Source organism: Flavobacterium sp. LC2016-01 (genome assembly GCF_009711135.1).
In the GTDB taxonomy this organism is placed as follows: Bacteria; Bacteroidota; Bacteroidia; order Flavobacteriales; family Flavobacteriaceae; genus Flavobacterium.
This window is the reverse complement of record NZ_WMIC01000003.1, coordinates 76,200-99,752: the sequence shown is the minus strand read 5'-3', so window position 1 is coordinate 99,752 and position 23,553 is coordinate 76,200. Positions and strand designations below refer to the sequence as shown.

General features: G+C 34.1%; 24 protein-coding genes and 3 tRNA genes. 16 read left to right on the top strand and 11 right to left on the bottom strand.

What is annotated here, in order from left to right; translation table 11 throughout:
- Window positions 1-78 precede the first annotated feature (78 nt).
- Window positions 79-924, top strand: a complete 846-nt coding sequence (locus GKZ88_RS07470; RefSeq protein WP_155101755.1) for an AraC family transcriptional regulator — start codon at window positions 79-81, stop codon at window positions 922-924.
- Window positions 925-1,006: 82 nt separating this feature from the next.
- Here the strand turns inward: GKZ88_RS07470 and GKZ88_RS07465 are convergent, their stop codons facing one another.
- Complete coding sequence (locus tag GKZ88_RS07465; RefSeq protein WP_155101754.1) at window positions 1,007-1,768, bottom strand: C40 family peptidase; 762 nt, start codon at window positions 1,766-1,768, stop codon at window positions 1,007-1,009.
- A gap of 71 nt (window positions 1,769-1,839) precedes the next feature.
- The gene (locus GKZ88_RS07460) at window positions 1,840-3,018 is read right to left on the bottom strand and encodes an acetyl-CoA C-acyltransferase (RefSeq protein WP_155101753.1); all 1,179 of its coding nucleotides are present in this window, start codon (window positions 3,016-3,018) and stop codon (window positions 1,840-1,842) included.
- Between the two features lie 226 nt (window positions 3,019-3,244).
- On the opposite strand from GKZ88_RS07460, the gene GKZ88_RS07455 reads away from it, so the two are divergent.
- The 3 genes from GKZ88_RS07455 (at window position 3,245) to GKZ88_RS07445 (ending at window position 3,527) form a co-directional block, all read left to right on the top strand.
- A tRNA-Ser gene (locus tag GKZ88_RS07455) sits at window positions 3,245-3,328 on the top strand.
- A gap of 15 nt (window positions 3,329-3,343) precedes the next feature.
- Window positions 3,344-3,418: transfer RNA gene (locus GKZ88_RS07450), tRNA-Pro, on the top strand.
- 35 nt (window positions 3,419-3,453) lie between these two features.
- Window positions 3,454-3,527, top strand: a tRNA-Arg gene (locus GKZ88_RS07445).
- Between the two features lie 271 nt (window positions 3,528-3,798).
- Here the strand turns inward: GKZ88_RS07445 and GKZ88_RS07440 are convergent.
- Entirely contained in the window at window positions 3,799-4,059 is a 261-nt protein-coding gene (locus GKZ88_RS07440) for a hypothetical protein (RefSeq protein ID WP_196216455.1), read from the bottom strand.
- 56 nt (window positions 4,060-4,115) lie between these two features.
- On the bottom strand, window positions 4,116-4,715 hold the full coding sequence (locus tag GKZ88_RS07435) for a hypothetical protein (protein WP_155101751.1): 600 nt from the start codon (window positions 4,713-4,715) through the stop codon (window positions 4,116-4,118).
- Between the two features lie 274 nt (window positions 4,716-4,989).
- On the opposite strand from GKZ88_RS07435, the gene GKZ88_RS07430 reads away from it, so the two are divergent.
- From GKZ88_RS07430 to GKZ88_RS07390, 10 genes are all read left to right on the top strand, one after another.
- Window positions 4,990-5,787 (top strand): alpha/beta hydrolase, encoded by a 798-nt coding sequence (locus GKZ88_RS07430; protein ID WP_155101750.1) that lies wholly within the window; start codon window positions 4,990-4,992, stop codon window positions 5,785-5,787.
- Between the two features lie 36 nt (window positions 5,788-5,823).
- Entirely contained in the window at window positions 5,824-6,639 is an 816-nt protein-coding gene (locus GKZ88_RS07425; protein ID WP_155101749.1) for an alpha/beta fold hydrolase, read from the top strand.
- A gap of 27 nt (window positions 6,640-6,666) precedes the next feature.
- Complete coding sequence (locus tag GKZ88_RS07420; protein ID WP_155101748.1) at window positions 6,667-7,464, top strand: alpha/beta fold hydrolase; 798 nt, start codon at window positions 6,667-6,669, stop codon at window positions 7,462-7,464.
- A gap of 117 nt (window positions 7,465-7,581) precedes the next feature.
- The gene (locus tag GKZ88_RS07415; protein WP_155101747.1) at window positions 7,582-8,448 is read left to right on the top strand and encodes an alpha/beta hydrolase; all 867 of its coding nucleotides are present in this window, start codon (window positions 7,582-7,584) and stop codon (window positions 8,446-8,448) included.
- Between the two features lie 7 nt (window positions 8,449-8,455).
- A complete protein-coding gene (locus GKZ88_RS22580; protein ID WP_255474701.1) occupies window positions 8,456-8,590 on the top strand; it encodes a hypothetical protein in 135 nt (44 codons plus the stop codon).
- Window positions 8,591-8,690: 100 nt separating this feature from the next.
- Window positions 8,691-9,167, top strand: a complete 477-nt coding sequence (locus GKZ88_RS07410) for a hypothetical protein (protein WP_155101746.1) — start codon at window positions 8,691-8,693, stop codon at window positions 9,165-9,167.
- Between the two features lie 150 nt (window positions 9,168-9,317).
- Window positions 9,318-9,899 carry a Crp/Fnr family transcriptional regulator gene (locus tag GKZ88_RS07405; protein ID WP_155101745.1) on the top strand — a complete coding sequence of 194 codons (582 nt, stop codon included), beginning with the start codon at window positions 9,318-9,320 and terminating at the stop codon, window positions 9,897-9,899.
- Between the two features lie 34 nt (window positions 9,900-9,933).
- Window positions 9,934-11,457 carry a septum formation initiator gene (locus GKZ88_RS07400; protein ID WP_155101744.1) on the top strand — a complete coding sequence of 508 codons (1,524 nt, stop codon included), beginning with the start codon at window positions 9,934-9,936 and terminating at the stop codon, window positions 11,455-11,457.
- Window positions 11,458-11,730: 273 nt separating this feature from the next.
- Window positions 11,731-12,705: an alpha/beta fold hydrolase gene (locus tag GKZ88_RS07395; protein WP_155101743.1), complete on the top strand. Its 975-nt coding sequence runs from the start codon at window positions 11,731-11,733 to the stop codon at window positions 12,703-12,705.
- A 130-nt stretch (window positions 12,706-12,835) separates the two neighbouring features.
- Window positions 12,836-14,026 carry an MFS transporter gene (locus tag GKZ88_RS07390; protein ID WP_230392479.1) on the top strand — a complete coding sequence of 397 codons (1,191 nt, stop codon included), beginning with the start codon at window positions 12,836-12,838 and terminating at the stop codon, window positions 14,024-14,026.
- A 17-nt stretch (window positions 14,027-14,043) separates the two neighbouring features.
- Here GKZ88_RS07390 and GKZ88_RS07385 read toward each other — a convergent pair whose 3' ends face one another.
- The gene (locus GKZ88_RS07385; RefSeq protein WP_155101741.1) at window positions 14,044-14,817 is read right to left on the bottom strand and encodes a ThuA domain-containing protein; all 774 of its coding nucleotides are present in this window, start codon (window positions 14,815-14,817) and stop codon (window positions 14,044-14,046) included.
- A gap of 30 nt (window positions 14,818-14,847) precedes the next feature.
- A complete protein-coding gene (locus GKZ88_RS07380) occupies window positions 14,848-16,617 on the bottom strand; it encodes a glycoside hydrolase family 9 protein (RefSeq protein ID WP_155101740.1) in 1,770 nt (589 codons plus the stop codon).
- A 308-nt stretch (window positions 16,618-16,925) separates the two neighbouring features.
- On the opposite strand from GKZ88_RS07380, the gene GKZ88_RS07375 reads away from it, so the two are divergent.
- Window positions 16,926-18,029 (top strand): fatty acid desaturase, encoded by a 1,104-nt coding sequence (locus GKZ88_RS07375; protein ID WP_155101739.1) that lies wholly within the window; start codon window positions 16,926-16,928, stop codon window positions 18,027-18,029.
- Between the two features lie 187 nt (window positions 18,030-18,216).
- On the opposite strand, the gene GKZ88_RS07370 is transcribed toward GKZ88_RS07375, so the two are convergent.
- Complete coding sequence (locus GKZ88_RS07370) at window positions 18,217-18,735, bottom strand: hypothetical protein (protein WP_155101738.1); 519 nt, start codon at window positions 18,733-18,735, stop codon at window positions 18,217-18,219.
- Between the two features lie 200 nt (window positions 18,736-18,935).
- Between GKZ88_RS07370 and GKZ88_RS07365 the strand changes: the two genes are divergently transcribed.
- The gene (locus tag GKZ88_RS07365) at window positions 18,936-19,589 is read left to right on the top strand and encodes a M15 family metallopeptidase (RefSeq protein WP_155101737.1); all 654 of its coding nucleotides are present in this window, start codon (window positions 18,936-18,938) and stop codon (window positions 19,587-19,589) included.
- On the opposite strand, the gene GKZ88_RS07360 is transcribed toward GKZ88_RS07365, so the two are convergent.
- The 4 genes from GKZ88_RS07360 to GKZ88_RS07345 form a co-directional block, all read right to left on the bottom strand.
- Window positions 19,590-20,153 carry a hypothetical protein gene (locus GKZ88_RS07360; protein ID WP_155101736.1) on the bottom strand — a complete coding sequence of 188 codons (564 nt, stop codon included), beginning with the start codon at window positions 20,151-20,153 and terminating at the stop codon, window positions 19,590-19,592.
- Between the two features lie 2 nt (window positions 20,154-20,155).
- On the bottom strand, window positions 20,156-21,337 hold the full coding sequence (locus GKZ88_RS07355; protein ID WP_155101735.1) for a class I SAM-dependent methyltransferase: 1,182 nt from the start codon (window positions 21,335-21,337) through the stop codon (window positions 20,156-20,158).
- A gap of 2 nt (window positions 21,338-21,339) precedes the next feature.
- On the bottom strand, window positions 21,340-22,431 hold the full coding sequence (locus tag GKZ88_RS07350) for an AI-2E family transporter (protein WP_155101734.1): 1,092 nt from the start codon (window positions 22,429-22,431) through the stop codon (window positions 21,340-21,342).
- Window positions 22,432-22,541: 110 nt separating this feature from the next.
- Window positions 22,542-23,501 (bottom strand): zinc metalloprotease, encoded by a 960-nt coding sequence (locus tag GKZ88_RS07345; protein ID WP_155101733.1) that lies wholly within the window; start codon window positions 23,499-23,501, stop codon window positions 22,542-22,544.
- Window positions 23,502-23,553 lie beyond the last annotated feature (52 nt).

Sequence of the window (23,553 nt, the reverse complement as noted above, 5' to 3'; positions counted from 1 at the left end):
ATACCATTTTTAAGAGTGTAAACTTGTATATATTTGTCTTTTTTATGTAAATTTGCAACTTCAAATTATTTACAAGTCATGAGAAAAGAAAATCTATACGAGCCGTTTACCGTTTCTTTTGAAACTTTGGATGAATATCCGGATGTTGGCGATCGCCATAATTTCTTTGAATTGGTTTATATTTTAGGAGGAACCGGAACACAATGCATCAACAAAAATATTTTTGAATATGATGCCGGACATATGTTTTTACTGACGCCGGAAGATTGCCATAATTTTACTATTGAAACCGAAACGAAGTTTTTCTTTTTGAGGTTTAATGATATTTATTTGAAGAATTCTAGTCTGCAAAATGAAAATATTCAGCGTTTAGAATATATTTTGCAGAATGCCAATCACCAGCCGGGCTGTATTTTGAAAAATCAAGCTGATAAATGTCTGGTAAAAGTGATGATTGAAGCGATTATGCGAGAGCATCAGGATAAGGATGTGTACAATCAGGAATTGATTCAGCAATTGGTGAATACTTTGATTATTATCGTTGCCAGAAATATTGCGAAGTATTTACCAGAACAAGTAAATGTGGGAACGGAAGCAAAAGCAATGGATATTTTGCAATACATTCAGACGAATATTTATTATCCGGAGAAGATTAAAGCAGAGTCAATAAGTGATTATTTCGGAATTTCGAACACCTATTTAGGGCGTTATTTTAAAAAACATGCTGATGAAACGATGCAACAATATATCAGCAATTATAAAACAAAACTGATTGAACACCGTTTGCAATTCAGTGATAAGCGAATTAACGAAATTGCGTATGAATTTGGTTTTACGGATGAAAGTCACTTTAATAAATTCTTCAAAAAGCAAAGAGGGAATAGTCCTTCGGAGTTTAGAAAGACGATTCGTATTAGTGCTTAAACACGGATTTTACGAATTTTTTAGCCACAGATTACACGGATTTAAAAGATTTTTAATTGGTGTTAATTTGTGCAATTCGTGTTTAAATAATCTTTTTAATCACTCTTAGTTTATGCGTGTGTTTGTTGATTTCCGGATTGTAAATGCCGGTGTGGTCTAAACGGTCAATACGTACTTTTCCACTGGCGTGAATGATGTAATTGTTTTCCATAATGATGCCGACGTGAATGATATTTCCTTCGTCGTTATCAAAAAAGGCTAAATCTCCTGGTTCGCTTTCTTCAATAAAACTTAAAGGTTCGCCATCAAGCGCCTGCTGAGAAGCATCGCGGTGAATTTTGTAGCCGTTTAATTTGTAAACCATCTGAGTAAAACCGGAACAGTCGATTCCGAAAGGAGTTTTTCCTCCCCAAAGATATGGCGCGTTCAAGTACATAAATGCAGTATTTATTAAAGCGCTTTTTGGTTTTATACCACTGGTTTTGGTTCCTTCAAAATCAAAATTAGAAGTATTGATTTCGCTGTTATTCAAAAAAGTCAAGGAAGCACCAAGCGGAATTGGAAGCAATAAATTATCCGGTGCGGTGATATAATCAATTAAATCAGCATTTAGAATAATGGCTTCTTTGCTTAATTGATTGTATTGTTCCTCAGAAATTACCTGATATTGTTTTGAATCGACCCAGCCTTCGTAATCATCAAACTGAATTTTTATTCGTGCCCATTGATTATGGCGTTCTAAGATTTCGATGTGTTCGCCAAACAAAAGTTGTGTAACGATTTCACTTCTGTCACTAGCTTCGGCTCGAACGGGTACTATGGCTAAATTGCAAATTCCGAACATTTAGGGTCATTTATAAGTTGAAAATTAGGAGTTACTAATTTCTAATAACTCCTAATTTATTGTAATAGTATTTAAGCTCTTTCGATAACAATTGCTGATGCACCGCCACCGCCATTGCAAATTGCGGCAGCTCCGGTTTTTGCATTGTTTTGTTCTAAAACATTCAGCAAAGTTACGATGATTCTTGCTCCTGAACAACCAAGAGGATGTCCTAAAGAAACAGCACCACCGTTTACGTTTACTTTATCATTATCAAGTCCAAGAATTTTTGAATTGGCTAAGCCAACAACAGAAAATGCTTCGTTGAATTCGAAATAATCAACATCGCCAATAGTAATTCCTGCTTTATTTAAAGCTTTAGGCAATGCTTTTGCCGGACTTGTAGTAAACCATTTTGGTTCCTGTGCAGCATCAGCATATCCTTTGATGAAAGCCAAAGGTTTTAGGCCTAATGCAATTGCTTTTTCTTCAGACATTAAAACTAAAGCGGCAGCTCCGTCGTTTATTGTTGAAGCATTTGCAGCAGTAACCGTTCCGTCTTTTGTGAAAACAGCACTTAACGAAGGAATTTTATCCAATTTTACATTAGTATATTCTTCGTCTTTTGAAAATATAATTGGTTCGCCACGTCTTTGCGGCACTTCAACAGGAACAACTTCATTGTCGAATTTTCCGGCATCCCACGCTTTTGCGCTTCTTTCGTAAGATTGAATTGCGAAATTATCTTGTTCTTCACGGCTGATGTTGTATTCAGTTGCACATAAATCAGCGCAAACTCCCATTGCGTTGTTATCGTAAGCATCTGTCAAACCATCTTTTTGCATTCCGTCCAGCATTGTTGCAGGGCCAAATTTGTTTCCAGCACGCATTTGCACGTAGTGTGGAATCAAGCTCATGCTTTCCATTCCGCCTGCCACTACGATTTCAGCATCTCCGCAGGCAATGGCCTGAGCAGCGAACATTACGGCTTTCATTCCAGAGGCACAAACTTTGTTTACAGTTGTAGCGGCAACTTCAACAGGTAATCCTGCAAAAAGCGCAGCCTGACGAGCTGGAGCTTGTCCAACGCCTGCCTGAATTACGTTCCCCATGAAAACTTCATCAACTAATTTTGGGTCAAGGTTAATTTTTGAAAGCGCTCCTTTTATAGCGGCAGCGCCTAATTTTGGTGCGGGTACGGTAGATAACCCTCCCATGAAACTTCCGATAGGTGTTCTAACGGCAGAAACAATCACAACTCTTTTGTTCATTTTCTGTTAATATTAGTTATCTAGCAAATTTACTCTTTATTTGAATAAATTCAAATTTTGTATCAAATAGGGTGATTTTAAATTTAAGATGAAATTTTTGTTAATTCTATTCGTTTGATTGTGAAGTGTTTTAGAAAAAAGATTAAAAAAAGTGCAAAAATAGTTGTGAGATATGGAATGTTGTCTTACATTTGCAACCGCAAAACAGAACACGTTTCTTGAGCTTGGAGAGGTGCCAGAGCGGTAATGGAGCAGATTGCTAATCTGTCGACGGGTAACCGTCGCCAGGGTTCGAGTCCCTGTCTCTCCGCTTAAATTTTGCCTTCGGGGTGTAGCGTAGCCCGGTTATCGCGCCTGCTTTGGGAGCAGGAGGCCGCAGGTTCGAATCCTGCCACCCCGACTTTTTTTAAGAGTTTTTTGTAAAAACCTTATTTTGGTTCCATAGCTCAGCTGGATAGAGCAACGCACTTCTAATGCGTAGGTCGAAGGTTCGAATCCTTCTGGGATCACAACAAAAGCCACTCAATCGAGTGGCTTTTTTGTTTTGTATTAGATTTGATTTCCTGGTTTTCAATCGTGAGGTCAAGGGTTCGAACCCATCCGGGGGCATTAAAAAAGCCTATTTCGTTTTGAAATAGGCTTTTTTATGTTTTTTTGATTTTTACGTAAGTTTTATTTTGTGAATTAGGAATTGTACATCTTATTAAGTTGACTTATTGGAGTTAGAACAATTTTTTAATAAAGAGAACTAAATAAAGTTATCTTATTTTTTTATTAGACTTAATACAACTGTTTTATTTTTTCATCTTTTACAATATACAACCCATCTTCACACATGATATATACATTAAATTTGGTTTTTTTAATATTTGTAAACCAACCTGGGAGTTTATATTGTTTTAATGTTTTATCATGGATTAATTGCCCGTAATATCCATATTGTTTACTAGTTTTTTTATCTATTCCTGTTCCTGAAATATGTACCACTTTATCTTTTTGAACTATTTCTCTAGCTTCACTGCATAAATCTAAGTAAACCAACGTGTCCGTTTTATTCTTGCTTTTTTTATAAAGCTTCACGTTATCACTTTCATCATTTATTCCGTATGATAATCAACTATATCTCTTGTATATTCCGTTTCTGGTATCGTTTTTACATATATCCAATCTTTCTTATAATTTGTACCTTGAAATTTATAGACCTTGTTTTCAACTGTACGCACACAAAGTTGCTCTTTTGGATTTGAAATTATTTCCATTGGGAAAAATTTTCTAGTATCAAAGGTTACTGTTTCCCAAGAATTTCCAAAATCTTTTGAAATATGTATTCGAGAATAATCCGATTCGTGAATTCCTACCCAACTATCAATTCCAATAAGAACCTTTTTATCAGTAAAAGTTATATCTTTAAACATCAACGATGTCTTGATATTTTTCCAAGTTTTTGCGCCATTTGTCGAATACATTAATTCAAAATACCTACAGGCAATAACTGTATCTTTTGAAATATCATTAATATTATTAACATATCTATTTTCCTTTTTTGAAAGTTTAGCAGTTGTATCACCTATAGTTTTTACTATATCAGTTGTACTTTTTAAATTTTCTTTTTTAACTTCCAGTTTTTCGATTGCGTTCTTTTTACAACCAATTGCAAGAAACAAAATAACTAAATATACTCCGTATTGTCTTTTCATAAAAAGCAGTTAACTTATTCGTATAGCTAATATATCATTATTTTTAAAAGATAAAACTAGTAAACATCATTCAAAAGCTTTAAATCTTCTAACAGATGGTTCGAATTCTGTACCATCAAGGTCACAATAAATATAAAAAAGTCGGTAAAGCTATATTTTATAAGCTTTTGTTGCTCAGAATTCTAGCGCCCTCTTATATAAAAAATAAAAAAAAACAGATCTAATTTCATTACTTGTCACAAGACAAGTGCCACAGGTTTTATTCGCTCTTTCTTTGCATAGTATTAAACAAACAAATATTATGGAAATCGAAAAAACAAACACACAGAACGAATTAAATTCATCATCAAACAGTAAAAATACAATTGTAATTGTTCATGGAGCATGGTCATCTGCTAACGACTGGCATCACGTTGCGGGTTATCTTAACTCTCCAGAAAACAATCTAATTATTGTAAATCTTCCTGGTCATGGTACTGATCAAACACCCGTATCAAATATTAGTTTACAACTTTATGTCTATGAAGTTTTAAAAGCTATTGGCAGCGAAACTAATGTTACTCTTGTAGGTCACAGTTTTGGGGGAATAGTAGTAAGCGAAGTGGCTGAATTGATTGCTCCACAAATCAAAAAGCTAATTTACATTGCTGCTTTTGTTCCTCAAAATGGAGAAAGTTTATTATCACTTGCACAAATGGATTCAGAGAGTCATGTAGGTAAAAATCTTGTTGTAGATGAGCAATCGGGAGTTGCTACAATAACTAAAGAAGCAATTACAGATGTCTTTTTAGCCGATGCTCCAAAACCAGTAGCAGAATATGTAACTAATAATCTGCGACCAGAACCTTTGGCTCCATTATCCACGCCAGTTACATTGAGTGAGACTAATTTCGGGAAAGTTGCCAAGGTATATGTTCACAGTCAAAATGACCATACTATTGGTTATTCACTTCAGCAAAAAATGGTAGAAGATGCGGGAATCTTAAGAACTTACTCACTTCCTTCAAGCCACACTCCATTTATAGTATTTCCTCAAATACTATCTTCAATCATAGCTTTAGAAGCTAAATAAAACACATTTCACAAATAACATTTAAAAATTACAATCATGAAAAAATTCAAATTGATTCAATTTGTCATAGCAGCTTGCGCCCTTATTTTATCCTCTTGTTCAAATGATGATGCACAACCTGAACCTAAAAATTATGTACTCGTTCATGGCGCATGGCAAGCTCCGTATGTATGGCAGGCCGTTAAAACTAATCTGGAAAAACAGGGTAATAAAGTAATTGTGGTCGAGTTACCGGGCCATGGCGGTGATCAGACTTCTCCAGAAAAAATAACATTGGATGTTTATAAACAAAAGGTAATAGATGCACTTTCAACAATAGACGGGAAGGTTATTTTAGTAGGCCATAGTCTGGGCGGTATGATAATTTCTTCGGTTGCAGAAGAGGTACCTTCAAAAATCGAAAAACTGGTTTATGTTGCCGCTTATTTACCGGTTACTGGTCAAACATTAGATAACTTGGCACATATGGATCCAGATTCTCAGCTTGGAATTACGGGTAATCTGATTTTTAATTACGACAAAGGTATTGTCGATGTAAAACAGGACCAAATCGTGAATCTATTTATTCAGGACGGTACTCCAGAAATTCAAAATCTTGTATTGAAAAACTATCGAACAGAGCCTTTAATCCCATTTATTAATCCTGTAGTGCTTACTGATAAAAATTTTGGATCAGTTAAAAAAGTATACATCAAAACTTTACAGGATCACGTAGTGTCGCCTTATTTGCAAAACAAAATGATTTCAGCTAGCAAAGTAGAATCTGTTTACGAGATTAATACAGGACATAGTCCATTCCTTTCAAAAACCGACGACTTATCATCAATCTTAACAAAAATTGCAGCAAACTAATTATCAACACATAACAAAATATATATCATGAAAAATTCAATTTTATTAATAGCAATGCTATTACTTACAACTATTACAGCTTCATCACAAACCAACAAAGCTAAAAACGAAAACACAATTGTAATAATCCACGGTGCATGGTCATCTTCAAATGATTGGCAGCACGTTTCAGAAGATTTAATTGCTGGCGGAAATTCAGTTATTTCTTTTAACCTTCCGGGACATGGAAATGATAATACTGCAATTTCAGCGATAAGCTTAAAGCTGTATGTTGAAGAAGTTAAAAAAGCCATTGGAAACAAACAAAATGTAGTGCTTGTGGCACATAGTTTTGGCGGCATTGTGGCAAGTCAGGTTGCAGAAGACATTGCGCCTCAGATAAAAAAGGTAGTTTATATTGCGGCTTATGTACCAAAAAATGGAGAAAGCTTATTGTCTCTTGCAAAAACTGATGGAGAGAGCCATGTTGGTAAAAATCTTATTATAGATGAAAAAGCAGGAATTGCAAGCATCAAAAAAGAAGGTATTGCTGATGTTTTCCTTGCTGATGCTCCTAAACAAGTAGCAGATTATGTAAGCAATAATTTAAAACCAGAACCTTTAGCACCTTTAGCAACTCCGGTAACACTGACCGAAGGTAAATTTGGAAAAATCAATAAAGTATTTGTTTACACTTTAAATGACCATACAATAGGTTATTCATTGCAGCAAAAAATGACAAAAGATGCGGGTATCGAAAGATTATATGCTCTTCCGTCAAGCCATACGCCTTTTATCATGTTCCCGCATGTTTTGGCTCAAATCATTACTGTAGAAACAAAATAAATATCGCTTAAACAATATCACAGGTAAGAATCATTCTTAGCCAGTAAAAACCTTTAATAAAGCATTCAGCGGCAAATAGTGGTTCTTATCTCAATTATAAATAATATCTAAAAACAAATGGAAACAAAAGAAAATATTTTAGCATTGGGCGAATTCACCCATAAAACAGCCCCAACAAAATCGATCAACGTAAATGGAGCCGATTTTACTTACCGCTCTTTTGGAAAGAAAGAAGGCATACCCGTTATCTTTTTACAACACTTCACCGGAAACATGGATAATTGGGATCCCGAAGTTACAAATGCAGTTGCCAGTAATTATCCGGTAATATTATTTAACAACAGAGGTGTTGGCAGTTCAAACGGGACTACTCCTGAGAATGTAAAAGAGATGGCACAGGATGCTGTAGATTTTATTCATGCCTTGGGTTACAATAAAGTTAATATTTTGGGTTTTTCTCTTGGCGGTTTTATAGGACAGGAGATAGCGGCAAATTATCCAGAATTGGTGAATAAACTTATATTGGCAGGCACAGGATCGATAGGTGGAAAAGCAATTGCACAACTAGAGTCACATTTAGAAAAAGCTTTTGTTGATGGACCAGACAGAGTATTGATAAATCTTTTTTTCAGCAAAACGCCAAGCAGTATTAAAGCGGGCGAAGCTTTCTTAGAAAGATTATCTGAAAGAAAAATAGACAGAGATTCTCCAACGAGTCAGGATACAATTGCAAGTCAGGCTAAAGCAATTATAAACTACGGTTTAGCGACAGATGAAGGCAATACACAGCTTAAAGCGATTAAACAGCCTGTACTTATTGTGAATGGAAGTGAGGATAGTATGGTCGATTCGATCAATTCTTATGTGATGCTTCAGAATATTCCGAATGCGAAACTAGTACTTTGGAGTGATTCAGGTCATGGCGGCATTTTTCAGTATTCCAAAGATTTTTCTCAGGAAGTAAATTCATTCTTATTGAATTAAGATCAAATTGAAGTATATAATTTATAAAAGAAAGCCGGTTGCTGGGCTATTGTTTGAGATGATGAAAGAAGAAATGGCAACAGTAACCGGTTTAAAAAAAAACAATAAACGATTGGTTTATGCAATTGCAAAAAGAACATAAATTTTGTTATTCAATAAATATAATATCCTTGCTCATTTTTACGCTTCTGATCTTGATACAAAGGCAAAAAAAGCTAATAGCCCAAAGGAGAAATCTGGAAATGGAAAAGCAAATTCATGAAATGAACAGGGAACAGGAACTACTGAAAAAAGAAATTGAATTAAGAAACAGGAAGCTTTCTGCGAGAGCATTATATCTTTCGGGCAGAAATCAGCTTATTAATAATTTGATTATGTCTATAGAAAATATACCAAAACTTTCGAAAATCTCTACTTTGGATATACATATTAAACATTTAAAAGATTATTTAAGAAATGATAATGAATGGGAAACATTTGTTTTTCATTTTGAAGAAGTAAATCCCGGTTTTCTGGCAAGACTCCGAAAACTACACCCATCATTAACGTCTAATGATATGCGTTATATTGCTTATATCTATATGAATTTAACGACTAAAGAGATTTCAAATCTGTTGAGTATAACAATATATGCAAGTAAAAAAAGAAAAGAGAGAATTATTTCGAAGATAAAACTTCCTGATAATATAACTTTATACTCCTATCTCTCAAGTATTTAGAAAAAGTGTCTCTCATTTGTCTCTCAATAGTGTCTTTTTTTTTCAGGTGATTTGAGATTGTGTTTTATCTAATTATTAGGTAATTGATTATTTTTGACCTGCAACGGTCTTGTAAAGAAGCTGTTGCGTATAATATTAACAAAGAAACCAATGGACAAACAAGGATTAAAAAATTACATCATAAAAAATTTACCATTTCCAGACCGCACGTTAGATGAGGTGGTAGAGTTCTTTGAAGAGATTACTATTGAAAAAAATGAATTTTTTCTTAGAGAAGGAAAAATAAATGAACATTATTTCTTTTTGCAGAGCGGTTTTATGAGAGCATTTACACATGATATTGATGGAAATGAAATCACTACAAATTTCTATCAAAAAGATAGCGTGGTATTTGAAGTGTCATCGTTTTACTTAAAAACCAAATCATCTGAGAATATACAAGCGGTTACAGATTGCAGAGGTTTTGCCATCAGTTATGATCAATTGAACGCATTACTGCATACTGTTCCGGAGTTTAGGGCTTATGGGGTAAAAATGTTGGCTAAAGAATACATGATGTATAAAAAACGTGCGTTGGAATTAATTAATCTTAGCGGTGAAGCCCGATATGAGAATCTTATTACAACCAATAAAGAAATTTTTCAATTTGCACAACTCAAACAAATAGCTTCTTATCTCAATGTTACCGATACATCATTAAGCAGAATTAGACGGGAATTTTCAAAAAAATAAATCAAATTTTGTTACGCACTTAATAAATTATTAAATGGTAAATGCTGCCCGATTTTTTTTAATCACTTTTCTTTCTTTAGTGTCATTCTCCCTTTTTAGTCAGGAAAATGCAAGGGAAGAAATCATGATTAAAAAACCGCTTTTCTTCAGTACAAAACATACTATTGATATTAATGGAAAGCCTTTACATTTCAATGCAATAGCAGATGAAATATTGCTTAAAAATGATGATAATAAAGTTATCGCCAGTGTATTTAGTTTTTCCTATATAAAACAAAATAAAAATAAAGAAGTCAGGCCCGTGATTTTTGTATTCAACGGAGGACCTGGATCTTCTTCTATTTGGCTGCATCTGAGCAGTATTGCACCGTGGAAAGTAAAATTGACTCCTGAAATTAATTCCTCTAACTTGCCTCCATTTGGATTGGAACAGAATACAGATTGTTTGCTGGATGTAGCAGATTTAGTTTTTGTTGATCCTGTGGGAACTGGCTTCAGCCATATTATTTCGCCTGGCACTCCGCAAGATTTTTATGGAGTAGATCAGGATGCTGAATCAATGGCGCAATTTATAGAAAAGTGGCTGATAAAAAATAATAGATGGAATTCACCAAAGTTTCTTATTGGAGAAAGTTATGGAAGCCAGCGAGTTTCAGTTCTTCCCAGAGCACTTATGGGTGGCGTAACGTATTCTGGTGTAATGAGAGGCATAACAGTAAACGGCATTATTATGCTGGGAACTACTTTGGAATCGCCTTTAAAAAAGTTAACATCGGAAGCAAAATCAGAAAGAGCAGCATCATTACTTCCTACTTTAGCAAACACAGCCTGGTATTATAATAAAATAAACAAAACGTTATTTTCTTACGAACAATTTCAAGAAGAAGTTTTAGCATTTGCAGAAAAAGACTATTTGAATGCACTTTTATTAGACAACCAACAAAAACTTTCGGTAACAGAAAGGAGTGTAATAATTGATAGACTTTGCAAATACACAGGATTATCAAGAGATTTTTTTTCGTCAACGCTTGAAATAGCTCCAAAATTTTTTGCAGACAGTCTTTTGTCGAAAGAAAATCTACAGATTGGATTATATGATACAAGATACAATCTTCCCCTTGAACATTCTGGTAATGATCCGGTTGCAGATGATCCGGCGATGGGAAGATACGTTCCCGGATTTACTACTGCGTTTAGAGAATTGCTGGTTTCAAAATTAAAGATTGATATTCAAGACACGTATAAAACTATTGATTGGAAAAATATTTCGTTTCAATGGCAATGGTCACGAAAAGAGACTAAAGAAGGTCCAGATTTTACAGATGATTTAAATGTTGTTTTACGCAGAACTCCAAATTTAAAAGTATTTATAGCGGGAGGAAGTTATGATTTATCAACTCCGGTGGGCTATGCTAAAAAAACTGTAGAAAAAGCAAATTTTTCTGCAGACAGAGTCATTTTTAGAGAATACCAATCGGGGCATATGCTATATTTAGGAAATACTGGAAAATTATTTAGTAATGATGTAAGACTTTTTATTTTAAGCTCTTTAAAATGATATAATTGAAAGATAAATCAAATTTTGTTTTTCAAGATTCACATCAAAAGCCACTCAACTCGAGTGTTTTTTTTTGTTTTATAACTCTTTGTAAACATGAAATATCTTGATTACTTCATTTGATGTGAGTGCATCTTCTTTACATAAGTCTGTTTTCGGATGAATCATCTTTTCAATAAAAATTCATAAAAATAAAATAAAAAAAGACAGTTTTAAATTACATATTGATTCATTTAGTAGATTTGTATAACGCACCCAAAACACTTTTTAGTCATGCCAGTAATTGAACAATCAGAATATGATTTCCCTAGTATTATGTATCGGAACAGGCATGTTTCTACCATTTATGCTGCTTTGTTTAAAAAGTTTGAAGTTCCGGGCTATACAAGAGAAAAATTGGAGTTGACGGATGGTGATTTTATCAACATCGATTTTATTATAAATGACCCTAAAAAAGCCGTGATTTTATGCCATGGTTTAGAAGGTGATTCCCGAAGAACCTATAATAATAGCTGTTCGGCTTATTTTCAGAAGAAAGGATTTTCAGTTTTTGCTTGGAATAATCGTACCTGTGGAGGAGAAATGAACCGCCTGCCAAGACTTTATCATCATGGTGCAGTTGATGATCTTGATGCAGCTGTTCAGTTTGTTTTGAAAAAAGGATTTGAAGAGGTTTATATGATCGGATATTCAATGGGTGGTGTGCAGCTTTTGAATTATTTTGGATGGACAAAAATTGATGAGCGAATAAAAGGCGGTGTTTCTATTTCAGTGCCTACCCATATTGCAACAAGTGCAGAGGTACTCAAACAAGGCTTTAATAGAGTTTATCTAAAGAATTTTACAATTGATATCAAAAGAAAACTGAAATATAAAGCGATACAGTTTCCGGATTTTATAAACCGTGATCAAATTGACAATATTTCATCTTTTGATGAAGTTGATCATTATTTTACGGCACCTTTGCATGGTTTTGCTAGCCGAGATGATTACTACCAACAAGTTTCTCCTGAATTCTCTCTTAAAAATATTACTACTCCAGTATTAATTATTAATTCACTGGATGATCCTTTTTTAGGAGAAAGATGTTACCCAAGAGCAATCGCTAAAGAAAGCCAATACGTTTATCTGGAAACTCCAAAATATGGAGGACACTGTGCTTTTCCGTTACGAAATTCAACCTACTCTTATGCAGAGAAAAGAGCTTATACGTTTTTTAAATCTTGTCAAAATTCTTCGTTGGAATAACTCTGATTTAGTTGTTTTTTAGTTCATTATTTTCAACAGATTTCCCTGAGTTTATTAGAAGAGAAAAGTATATTTGCATTTCGAAATATTCCTTTTTTTTCCTTGCGGAAAATATTCTAATAACCTGATAATGGTCCAAAATAAAAAATCTATTTATACCCTTCAATTTATTTTACTTTGTATGAGTTCACTTTTGTTCTCGTCAAGTTTTAATATGATTATACCAGAACTTCCTAGTTATTTAAGTAGTTTAGGAGGAGCAGAGTACAAAGGTTTTATCATTTCATTATTTACGCTTACGGCGGGAATATCGCGTCCTTTTAGCGGGAAACTTACTGATAAATGGGGGCGAGTTCCAGTAATGGCAATTGGATCCACTGTCTGTGTCATTTGCGGATTTTTATATCCAATTTTGAGTTCGGTTTCAGGATTCCTATTTTTACGATTAGTGCACGGTTTCTCGACAGGATTTAAACCTACAGCAACTTCTGCTTATGTTGCCGATATTATTCCGAGGGAACGTTGGGGCGAAGCATTAGGTTTACATGGTTTATGTTTTAGTATTGGCGGCGCTTTAGGCCCTGCAATTGGCGGATGGGTTGTAAACGCTTTCGGCATTGAAGTTATGTTTTACAGTTCTTCTTTTCTTGCTTTTTTATCTATTGTAATTGTAATGAATATGAAAGAAACTTTGGCAACAAAGGAAAAGCTTCATAAATCTATGTTTTTGATTAGCCGAAAGGATATTATTGACATTGGCGCACTTCCTGCAGGAGTCATTACGTTTTTCTCTTATACCGCTTATGGTTTAATTTTGACCTTGATTCCAGATTGGAGCCAGCATCTTGGAGCGCAAAACAAGGGAGTCTTTTTTACTGCTTTTACTATTGCTTCTGTAATGGTACGATTTGGAGCCGGAAAAGTTTCTGATAGATACGGACGCACAAATGTTATTCTGATCGGATTAATTATAACTTCAACTGCATTATTTGTAATCAGTGAAGGAAAGGAATTAAATATTATGCTTGCTGGTGCTGCTCTTTACGGAATGGGCACTGGTATTTTATCTCCGGCAATAAATGCGTGGACTATCGATTTAAGTCAGCCGGAACATCGCGGCAAAGCAATTGCAACGATGTATATTTCTATGGAAATTGGAATAGGCTGTGGGGCTCTGTTAGGCGGAAGTTATTATAATGATCATATAATGCGAATACCATTTATAATGAAAATAGATATTTTAGTACTATTTATGGGGATTCTGTTTCTTCTATTTTGGAAAAGAAATTATAGTAAAAAAAGCAAAAGACAAAACGTATAGTTCTAAAATTAAATTTCTCAGTTTTTGCCAGCGGCCCAAAATATTGCATTTTTCAACAGCGTTGTGTAAGCTTCATTGTTGAATAATTCAGGAGAATGTCCCATAAATATATAAACATTTCGTGAAGCAAAATGATCATTTATCCAAATTACGGGATGATCGCCCATTTTGATTTTTGAATCGGGCACATAAGTAGATTCATCTACAGAAGCTAAAACATGAACATTCGCACGCGGACTTTTATCATAAATGTACCATTCTTCTTTTTGTATTAAAAAGTCAGAAGGAATTCCTTTTAGAACGGGATGTGATTTGTCTTCAATTTTCACTTTGGCGTCTGCAAAATCTGGAATATAATTTACAAACTTTATTCCTCCCATAAAATCAGAAAACCATTGCCACATTGGGTATCCATCAAATTCACCTAACAAAGTGGCATGATGCAAACCTATCCAGCCACCTTTTCCATCATTCATGTATTTTTGAAATGCTTTCATCGATTCTTCGCTCCAAGTGTAAGGAGGATAATCAAGCTGAATAAAAACCTTATATTGTTTTAAAAGAGCCTCGTTAATTGTCTGGGTATTTTCAATGTAGTCAATTGTAAAACTGCTGTCGATTGCCAGTTTGTTCAGCCAAGGTTTCGCAGCTAAAGTAAAAGGCAAATGATGTCCACCGTTTTCATACAAAACTAAAACCTTGAATTTTGATTTTTTTGCCTGTCCGACACAATTTTCATGAAGAAAAAAACTCATGATTAGTAAGACAATTGCTGCTATTGAATTTTTCATTTGATAGTAAATACAGTTTTTAATTGAATCCTAATTTTTATTTTCGACCAAAGCTGTAATAGCCTGTAAAAACCATGCTGAGTGTGGAATCCATTGTTCCGTCCAGCGCCATTCATCATTTCCGTCAACATCCATTTTAAAATCTATTCCAGATCCATCAGGATTTCCATCTTTGCCAGTAATACCATTTGAAATGCCGCCTTTCTCCGAACCATGTCCGTAATTGGAATGCATATACGGAACATTAGTTTCTCCAAACTGGTATAAAAAACATACCGAATAAGGATTACAGCCTAAAATCCAAGATAATTGCTGTGAAGCGTATAAATCAAGTGATTTTTTTTCAGAAGCATTTTTTTGAAAAGAAATAATTTTCCCGCCTTCAATTGCTGCAGTAGCGAGTGATGCTAATCGAGCATTTTCTCCTTGCCACCACCAGCCAGTTTCATTTTCATGCGGAATAAAAAAGCCGTCTTTTAATTTATTTTCAAACAAAAACGTTTGTCTTGCATAACCAAACGGATTTTCTACATTATTAGTAACAGCCACATTATATTCTAACGCTTTTTTTATAACGTTTTTCGCTGTTTTAATCTCATTATTGTCGTTTTCTTTTTTCAAATATCTTGTCAGTGCAACAATTGGTAAACCTGCATCTGCCGCATGCCAAAACGGACGATCACTTTCGTTCGTTCGAAACCAGCCTTTATCGGTCATTTTGCTTTCAAGATTATGCGCCCATTTTCTAGCTTCTTCTTTATAGAAATTATCATTTGTTGCTATCCATAATTCGGTTGCAGCCATTAAAGCACAGTAATTGTCAATAATGTTTTCTTTTCCGTCATCATCATATTTGGTATTGTTTACTAATAAATGTGCGTAAGCTCGTTTGGCTCCGTCTAAATATTGTTTAGAGGTAAAATCGCCATATTTTTTCCATTGCGAAATTCGGGCCAGTGCTGCAATTGCCATTCCCCCACCTTCGCGAAAGGCACTTTGATATTCATGTGTAGTTACGCTATTGGCTTTAAGCCCTACAATTCTTCTGGCAGATGGATTTTTGTCAAAATAGCTGAAAACAATCATATAAAAATAATTTTCATCAGACAGACAGCGCATTAAATAATCGGCACCCCAAATGGCTTCATTATCTAGTGAATCTTTTATTTTCCATTGCGTAAGTTTTTCAGGAATTGCTTCAGATGTGTTAATGAGCGACCAAGTCACTAATGGCGTTTGCTGCGGTGATACAAAATTGGCGTAAGCCAAATGTGACATATATTTACTAACGTCGCCAGATGCGTCGCACCAGCCGCCATGAACATCGACTCTTTTTGTACTGCCAAATAATAGCATGTTTTTATCGGCTTCAAGTTCTTCAGGAGTATTTGCTCTTTGTTTATTATAGTAGTGTACAATTGACGAAATGGTACGTTTTGCCAATATATCTTCTTCAATTGAAAAACGGGCGGATTCGTAGATCTGATCTGCGATTTTGAAAGTGATTTTATAATTTCCTGTTTTCTCAAAAGATGAAAAATCGGCTTTATAATATATTTCTCCAAGCTTCCAGTCATCCACTTTTTGCGCTTTTCCAATCAATCCGGTAAATACTGTTTTATTTGTTTTGCTATCAATAATATCAAAGCTTGAATTCTCGCTCAGATTATCTTTAGCTCCTATGATGGCTATTTTTTGACTTTTTGGATTATAACCAACTTGATTTACATAGATATTAGTTTTGCTGTAAGTCATTACAGAAAAGAGCAAAGTGATTACGATGTATTTAAATTTCAGCATAATAAAAAGTTTCTAAAAATGTATTTAATAGGCAAAATACGAAAAAGTGAAGTTGTATCACATCTTTATAAAATCATTATTTAAGAGAGGAATAACAATGTGACAATAAGTATTTGCTGTATTTACAGAGAAATGGTGATGAAAAATGATGTGTTTTTGTTGTGCTTTTTAGGAGTACTTCTGTATTTTTCTGCACTTTTTAAATAATAAGCTTTTCTTACTTTTTAAATCTGTAAAGCTTTGTTTTAGCGTGGTTTAACTTTTTTTTATTAAATTTGGTATGACAATTTCTAGCAAAACCAAATAACATGGAAAAATTAAAACGCCCAGTTTATGTCAAAGCGGGTCATGATGATTTTTTTAAAAAGTTGCGCACAGAAGTGAACGAAACTGTTTTACAAAATTCATCATTGTATCTGTTAAACATTATTAAGTCTGTCGGACTAGTAATTCTTTTCTTTTTGTTTTACACCTGTATTTTACTGTTTGGTAGCAGTACTCCGTTATTATTTCTTTTTTACATTTTGTGTGGTTTTACGATGATCGTCCTTTTTATAAATGCCTTTCATGACGCTGCGCACGGAGCACTTTTTAAAAAAGTAAAACACAATGAACGATTTATGTATATTTTAGAGCTTTTTGGAAGCAATCATTGGCTCTGGACTCGTCGGCACATTAATCTTCATCATGCTTATCCAAATGTTCCAGATTGGGATATTGATATTAAGCAGAGCGATATCATCAGGATTTTTCCAAACAGTCCATTGTTTAATTATCACAAATATCAGCATATTTATATGTGGTTTATTTATCCGTTTTACAGCTTGAATTGGATTTATATTCGTGATTTTAAGGACTTTTTCGGCACAAAAAACAATTATGTAAAAAAAGTAGTTGAAAAGATTCCGAGAAAGGAAATCTATAGATTATTCGCAGCAAAAATTATAAATCTGGTTTATCTGCTTTTTATTCCAATGTTCTTGCTGAGTCAGCCTTGGTATGTCGTTTTAGGAGGCTGGTTTGCCATGCATTTGTGCGGAAGCGCGCTGGGAGTTGTTGCGCTTGTTTCGACACATGTTGACGAAGACGCACATTTTCCAGGAACAGATGAAGAGGGAAATCTCTCAGCTACATGGGCAATGCATCAAATGATTGTAACAAAGGATTTTAGCACAAACAGCAAACTGGCGAATTTTTTATATGGAGGTTTTACGCATCACGTGGCGCACCATCTTTTTCCGGGCGTCGCTCACACGTATTATCCTTACATCACGCCAATTATAATGCGTTATGCCGAAGAATATGATCTTCCGTACACTTCATATCCATTTTATCACGCCGTGCGTTCGCATTTCAGAATGCTCAGAGATAAAGGAATTCAGGAAAATATTTTGATGACGGGGGAGATTTAGTGTTCAGTGGTCAGTTTTTTAGTGTTCAGTAGTAGTTCAAAGTGTCACCCTGAGCGAAGTCGAAGGGCTTTTGCGTTGCGTGGGCTTCGACTTCGCTCAGCCTGACAAAATCTTAGTTTTCAGTCGAAGTTTGTTAAAGAAGACTGAACACTAAAAAACTGACCACTGACCCCTAAAAAAAAACTGATTACTCAATTTTAGCATCATCTTTCTTAATATTCAAATCTCTTAGTAAAGAATCTTTCAGTACTATTCTAAAATTACCTTCGGCGAAAATATTCAGTTTTGACTCGCTGAATTTATATACATTGATTTTGTTGTTTTTTAGGTCAATAAACAAATCATACGAATATGTATTGCAGTCATGCTGTTTGCATCCGCTGGCGTGCAAAATATCGCCTTCTTTTTCAAACGGAGTTTCAGTATTCCAATATTTAACCATTTGATCGTAATCGGTGCCTAAAAGTGTTTTTAATCTTGGAGCTAATTTGCTCTGTGATAATAAATGAGTTCCAATAACACTTTTGCCAACGAGATTTATTAAGGTGTCGGTCGGATTAATTATTGCAGAATCTGCTTTCAGGGCTTCGGTTCTTATTGAAGTGGAGTCGGTTGTAGGAACACTTTTGATGCTTTCTTTTTTACATGCTATTATAGAGAAACAGCTCAGTGCAGTTATAAGCAAATGTTTTGTTCTTTTGTCCATAATATTTTCTTTTTTGAATTAACTAATTGACTTATAAAGTGATGTTTAGCTAATTTAATGAAAAAATATTGAAATATCCAGTTCGTTATTATTCGAAAAAAAATACCAAAAACTTAAAAAATTAGATTTTTGAAAATTGTATGAATTAAATCTCAGATTCCGTTTTTTTGTTTAATTTCAATTTTTAAATCATAAACGTCATGTCACAATCTTTTAAATTCTTGTTTTTTGCTGGTTTTCTTCTTTGGAATATTTCTTCAAAAGCGCAAAATGAAACTTACGCAAGCCCGGTAAAACCAGTAATTCCAGATACTTCTTTCGTTAATTTAAAAGATTTCAGTACAGATTTTGTCTATGATATGAAGTATGCAACCGAAGATAATTTTTTAAAAGCAAAAGTGTATGATTGTGCCGAATGTGTCTTGAGAATGAAAACCGTTAAAGCATTAATTGCGGCTAATAATGATTTCAAGAAAAAAGGTTTCAGAATAAAACTTTACGACTGTTACAGACCGCTATCCATTCAAAAAAGAATGTGGGAAATTGTATCGAATCCTAAATATGTGGCAGATCCAAAAAAAGGCTCCATCCATAATAGAGGAGGAGCCGTTGATATTTCAATAGTTGATACTAATGGAAAAGAAGTTGATATGGGAACTCCTTTTGATTTTTTCGGAATCGAAGCCAGCCATGATTATGCAAATCTTTCAAAAGAAGTAAAATCAAACCGAAAGTTTCTGAAAAAAATAATGATCAGAAATGGTTTTAATTCTTTTGATTCAGAATGGTGGCATTATAATTTAAAAACAGGTTTGAATGAAAAGGTTTCGAATCAAAACTGGAAATGCGAATAATTATTCAACGCATCGAATGTTCTGAATAAAATAAGTATCTGGATTATATACTTTGCTGTTCATTTCAGAGGTTATTTCGCTTTTTACAATATAATCTTCTGTATCAGTCAAATATTTAATTCGCATCATTGTTACAGGCGATTTTTTAAGTTCCTCATAATTATCTTTCATGAACATAAAAATTCCTGTATTTACTCTATTATCCATGCCGCTGTCATGAATTAATGTCCCGCAGTTTTCTTGATTAATGTGCATTAATGTTACCACTTTTCCGTTCTGAAGCTGTAAAAAAACACGTGAGTTTTTATCAAAACAGTTTGCTTTTATAAAATCTTTGCTCTTTTGAATAAGCTGTAAATTAAGCGTTGGCAGTCCGTCAGTTTGTGCCAGCGAGAAAAAAACATAGCTCGAGTTTCCTCCAAAGTTTTTTTCACTGATAAGATATTCGTTTGTTACTTTGTAAGACCCAATCGAGTCGTTTACATTGACACTGTATTCACATGGTTTTTGTGCAAATGCAGTAAAGGTTAATAGAAAAAAGGTTAGCGTAATTAGTTGTTTCATTTTTAAGTTATTTTTCTGCAAATTAAAACTATTTTGCTATCATTTTTATCTGTTGTAAAAAAACAATATAAATTTCCTCCGTTTTTTATTTTCCACTTTTTTCGGATGTTTTCTACCGTTTCAGGAAAATTGCGTGTTGTTAGGTTTGCCTGCTGATTTGCGAGTTCCGATTTTATCTCATTTTTACTGTACGGAATCACTTTTTCGATCTCAAAAGTGCGGCCCGGAAAATCAATTAATTCTTCCGAAGTATATAAATGAGAATGTTTGTGAAGCTTGTTTATTTTGAAAGAAGTGCTTACTTCGTCAAATCCGCCTGATTTCATAATAGCCGAATTGGGTTCGTAAACATATTTTTGCGGCAAATGATAAGATGGAAATTCAGTATCATTGCCTAAAATGAATTCAAATGTTTCTATTTTATCTTTTAGAATATTGGCTGTTTTAATTGTGATATTACCCAGATATTTGTTGTGAATTTCAAAAAGCAGTTCTTTTACTTCATTTTCAAGCGCGATAATATGGATGTTTTTAACAAATTTCAATTCAGATAAACCTGCAGAAATATCCAGCAAAGGCGCTGTTTTAATTAAAATAGAATCACTTTTTTCGAAGTAAAAATCTAATGAGTCTGGAACATTTGGCAAACAGTCTTTTAGCATAAAAACCTTGCCTTTTGCATCATTTCTTCGGGAAGGATCAATATAAATCCAATCCCATTTTTGATTGGATTCTTTTAAAACTTCAGCTGAATCACCTGCATAACAGGTCAGGTTTTTGACTTCTAACTGTTCTAGATTGTGTTTTACTATTTCGGATAAATCTTCATTGATTTCACAATGTGTTACAAATTTAAATTTTTGTGAAAAATAATAATCATCAACGCCAAAACCTCCAGTAAGATCAATTAAAGTTTCTCCCGAAATTAAAGAAGCTTTATAAGCAGCTGTTTTTTCAGAAGAAGTCTGTTCAACCGAAATTTTGCTTGGATAAATGATATTTTCGGTTTTAAACCAAGTTGGCAATTTATCTTTAGCTTTTGTTTTGGCTTCAATCTGATTTAAAATCAAAATCCATTCTGCTTCAGGAAAAGGATTTTTTTGAAGTGCCAGTTTTGCAATCGAAACACCAATATTTTTAGATATAAAATCTTGAATGTCTTGGTGCAAAATAATAGTATTCAAAGCTAAATTCTTTCGGTTAATACGGAGACGATTTTATTGTCAGGGAAAAACTCTTTTAAAATCACTTTAAGCATTGTGTAAACAGGAATTGCAATAATCATCCCGACGATTCCAAACGTAATACCGCTGATTAAAGTAATCAAAAAGATTTCTAATGGGTGCGAATTTACACTTTTTGATGAAATTATAGGCTGACTGATATTATTATCGATAGCTTGAACCAATAAAAATCCAATTACTACATAAATGGTTGTTGGCAGAATTTCGGACTGAAAATCTTTTCCAATTAGACTGATCATCGTTAATAATGCAGCCAAAATAGTTCCAATGATTGGGCCTATGTACGGAATAACATTTAAAATCGCACATAAAAAAGCAATGACGAACGCATTTTTGTTTCCAAAAATAACCAAGACGATGATATACAAAATAAAAACTACCGTAAGCTGTAATAACAAGCCAATAAAATAGCGGGTAAGCAAATGATTTATTTTAGTTATTGAATTTAAAATCTTGTCTTCATTTGTGTCTGGAAGAATTTTTCGGGCTTGGCTTTTAAAAGTTTCCTGATCTTTAATGAAGAAAAAAGTTATAAAAAACACCGAAACTAATCCCATTCCCATATCGGCCATAAAGCTCATAATAGAGTTTATAAAGCTTGTAAAATAGTTAAAATCTAAAGCTGATGTTATTTTTGAATCATTCAGCATTTTACTCAAATCAACATGCTGAATATTAAAATAAGTCTCTAAACTTTTTTCTGTTTGTAAAAATTGTGCCTGTAAATGATTTGTGTCTAAAAGTGCTAAATTATTGGCCTGCGAAATAATTAACGGAACAAATAAAAGAATAAAGCCAACCATCATTAGAATAAAAAGAATAATGGTGATGGTCGCCGCCAATGAATTGCCGAACTTTAATTTGTTTTTTAAAAACTGGACTAACGGATTTGCTATAAGGCAGAGAATTAATGAAATACAGAGATACACAATTACAGTTTGTATTTCATATAAAAAGTATAAAACAGCACAAATAACAAGTATAGTTGCTAATGCTCTTAAAATTCCGTTAGAAATGATTTTTGATGTTATCATATTGAGGTTTTAGACCATAAATATAGGAAAAAGCTTTTAAAACTTTAGGGCAAAAAAAAGCGAGATCGTTAAATCTCGCTTTTAAACCTCTATTTGGTTTTTATAATGTTTTATTGAGCAAATGCAGCTCTTGGTCCGCCAGTCGCGAATATAGCAGTCATTCTGCTTTTTTGACCTGTAGAGAACATATACATGGCGTTGTCATCAACGTAATCCATATAATTCATTGTCATTTCAACCGGAGTTCCAGAACAAGTGCTGTAATGAGGATAAGCTGGTACGCCATAATTTGCAGTGTTGTGCGTTGGAGTATCAGATACTAAGTCGCTTCCGCAAGTTGCATCTCCCCAAATGTGGCGTAAATTCATCCAGTGACCTACTTCATGAGTAGCAGTTCTTCCTAAATTAAAAGGAGCATTTGCAGCACCTGATAAACCGAAATAACGAGAATCAATTACAACTCCGTCTGTTGCTGATGCTCCTCCAGGAAATTGCGCATACCCTAAAATTCCTCCACCAATAGCACAAGACCAAAGGTTAAGTTTTGTTGTAGGAGATGTTGGAGCAATCCCGCCTTGAGCAGTTTTTTTCATCGCATCATTGGTACCCCAAGATGTCTTGGTGGTCGATTTACGGATAACCTGATCCAGTACAAAGGTAATTCCGATGTTTGCTTTTACTCCTGCAAACAAAGCTGGAACGCTGTTGTAATCTGAGTTTAAAGCATTGAAATCTTTGTTTAGCACATCAATTTGTGTTTGAATCTGTGCATTTGAAATGTTTTGTGCAGTTGTTTTGTACAACACGTTCACGACAACCGGAATTTCGATTTTGCCATTTACCAAACGGCCAGAAAATCCTTTAAGCAATTGTTCATTTGTAAATGCTTCAATTTCGTTCATTCTGATGGCCTGCATCGGATCTGCTTTCAATTGTGCTTCTAATACATCTTGCGAAGCGCAAGAACGCAGCGTCGCGGCACTAGCTTCTGAATTAGCGGCTTCATTTTGGTCGTTTTGACAAGAAAACAGCATTAACGCTGCAACTGCGGTAATAAAAATCTTTTTCATAATAATTTGGATTTTTGTTATAAAAAATTAAATTTGGTTAACTATAACGCAA